Genomic DNA, 2442 nt, shown 5'->3' with positions numbered 1-2442 from the left:
AGCATGCCGTCCGCCGTCAAATCCGTGACGCCGAGCGGGACATCGAGTATTCGACCCGGCGTATTGGCGAGATCGGACAGGACCTCGAGCGGCTTGTTCCGACCGCCGGCGAGGCCTTTACGATGACTGTGACGGGCAAGTCGTTCGTCGAGCGCAAGGAGGCCGGTCGTGCGCTGATGAAGGAGATCCTGACCCTCGTGCAGCTGCAGCAGGAGGGCGAGATTGTCATCGCCTCGATCGGCGGCTTCGATCTCGAATATGCCGGTGAGCGCTTTGGGCGAGACGGCTATCGCTACAGCACGGTGCTGATGCGCACCGGCGCAACCCAAGAGATCGAGCTGCCGGTGACGGTGACGCCGCTCGGAGCGGTTTCTCGCCTCGAGCACGCGCTGTGTGGTCTGGAGGAAGAGCAGGAGCGCTATCGCCAGAGGCTGGCCGACGCCCGGCGACGCCTTGCCTCTTACCAGTCGCGCGACGGCGGCGAATTCAACTTCGCCGGGGAACTGGCAGAAAAGCGCCGCCAACTCGCGGAGGTCGACAAGGCGCTGGCGGCGGATGTCAAGGGCATCGGGAATGCCGTCGCCGCCTGACCCTATGCGGCTAGCGACCCGAGCAACGCGAGGTGGCGGCCAGGCCATGCATGACGCCGCCGGACGGCTCGGTTACAGGCCAGTATCGAGGAAGGGGAAATTAAGAAGGAAGGGAAGGCCCCTCGCAGATCGGGCGGACCGCCGACGCTGGTGCTCAACCGCGCCGCTCGCGATCCCGGCCCGTCGTCCTGCGCAGGGCTGAAAGCCCCGCTGGTCCGGTCGGGCAGGGATGCTCGGCCGCAGTTGCACCGGCCCGTCCGCTCCGCGGGCCGGGGGATGTCTTCGGGAAGAAGACGAGAAAGGGCCGCCCGGCCGGGCCGGTCCCCAACCCCGAAAGGAGCATTCCCATGCATCTCACCAAAGTCGATCCGCGCGCGCTGAAGGAAAATCCGGACCGCATGCGTCAGACAAAATCCACGCCGCAGGCCGACGCGCTGCTGTTGGCCACCATCAAGGCCGTCGGCATCGTGCAGCCACCCGTCATCACGCCCGAGGCCGGCGGCGGTAATGGCTACATCATCAATGCCGGCCACCGTCGCGTGAAGCAGGCGATTGCCGCGGGCCTCGAAGAGATCGAGGTCCTCGTCTACGAGGCGGCGAGCGACAATGGCGCCATGCGATCGATGATCGAGAACGTCGCTTTCGAGCCGCTCAACCCGGTCGACCAGTGGCGCGCCATCGAGCGCCTCGTCGCGCTCGGCTGGACCGAGGAGGCGGTCGGTGTCGCGCTCGCCTTGCCTGTCCGCCAGATCAGAAAGCTGCGCCTGCTCGCCAATGTGCTGCCGGCGATGCTCGACCAGATGGCCAAGGGCGACATGCCGGACGAGCGTCAGCTGCGCACCCTCGCAGCCGCTTCGCTCGAGGAGCAGAAGGAGGTCTGGAAAAAGCACAAGCCGTCGAAGTCCGATCCGCAGGTCTCGTGGTGGAGCGTGGCGCAGGGCCTCACAAAGACCCGGATGTATGCGCGCGATGCGAGCTTCGGCGACGATCTGGCGCAGGCCTACGGCATCGCCTGGGTCGAGGACCTGTTCGCGCCGGCCGACGAGGACAGCCGCTACACCACCGACGTCGAGGCGTTCCTCGGCGCCCAGCAGGAGTGGATGGCAAACAACCTGCCGAAGCGGGGAACAATCGTGGAGGCCGGCCAGTGGGGCGAGCCGAAGCTGCCGCCCAAGGCCGAACGCGTCTACGGCAAGCCTGCGAAGTCCGATTGCACGGCGATGTATCTCAACCGCGACGGCAAGGTGCAGTCCGTGCATTATCGCATGCCGGAGGCAAAAAAGCCCAAGAAAGGCGAACAGCCTGTTGCCGAGGGTGACGATGCTCCGATCGTCGTGAACACCCGTCCCGATGTGACCCGCAAGGGCATCGAGATGATCGGCGACCTGCGCACCGACGCCCTGCACGAGGCGCTTGCCCGTGCGCCGATCGAGGACGACACGCTGATGGCGCTGCTCGTGCTCGCACTCGCCGCCCGCAACATCTCGATCCAGTCAGGCGCGTCCGACGACGTCTACGGGTTTGCCCGGATGGATCGCCATGCCGTGCGGCTCGTCGACGAGGACGGCAAACTTGCCCATCACATGGAGACGCTGCGCAGTGCGGCGCGTTCCTCGCTGATCGACGCTCTGTCGGCGCGGGAAAACCGCACCGACAGCGGCATCGTGGCGCGCATTGCCGGCGCCGCGATCGGCGCGGACAACTTCCTGCCCAACATGGGAACGGAGGACTTCCTCTCGTGCCTCTCCCGCCCGGCACTGGAGGCCTCGTGCAAGGACACGCCGATACTTCCGCGCGCTCGCGTGAAGGACACGCGGGCCGCGCTCGTCGAGCACTTCAGGGAAGGGCATTT

1 protein-coding gene and 1 pseudogene are annotated in these 2442 nt (G+C 66.5%); both read left to right on the top strand.

What is annotated here, in order from left to right; genetic code table 11:
• Positions 1–590 (top strand): annotated as a pseudogene (locus EOA85_RS32680) (lactate dehydrogenase); the annotation flags it as partial.
• A 347-nt stretch (positions 591–937) separates the two neighbouring features.
• A partial coding sequence (locus EOA85_RS32675) for a ParB N-terminal domain-containing protein (protein ID WP_127212466.1) occupies positions 938–2442 on the top strand: 1505 nt, incomplete at its 3' end.

The organism is Mesorhizobium sp. M5C.F.Ca.IN.020.29.1.1, assembly GCF_003997375.1.
GTDB classification, from domain to species: Bacteria; Pseudomonadota; Alphaproteobacteria; order Rhizobiales; family Rhizobiaceae; genus Mesorhizobium; species Mesorhizobium wenxiniae.
The sequence above is the reverse complement of the archived record's forward strand: the minus strand, read 5'-3'. Positions and strand labels throughout refer to the sequence as shown.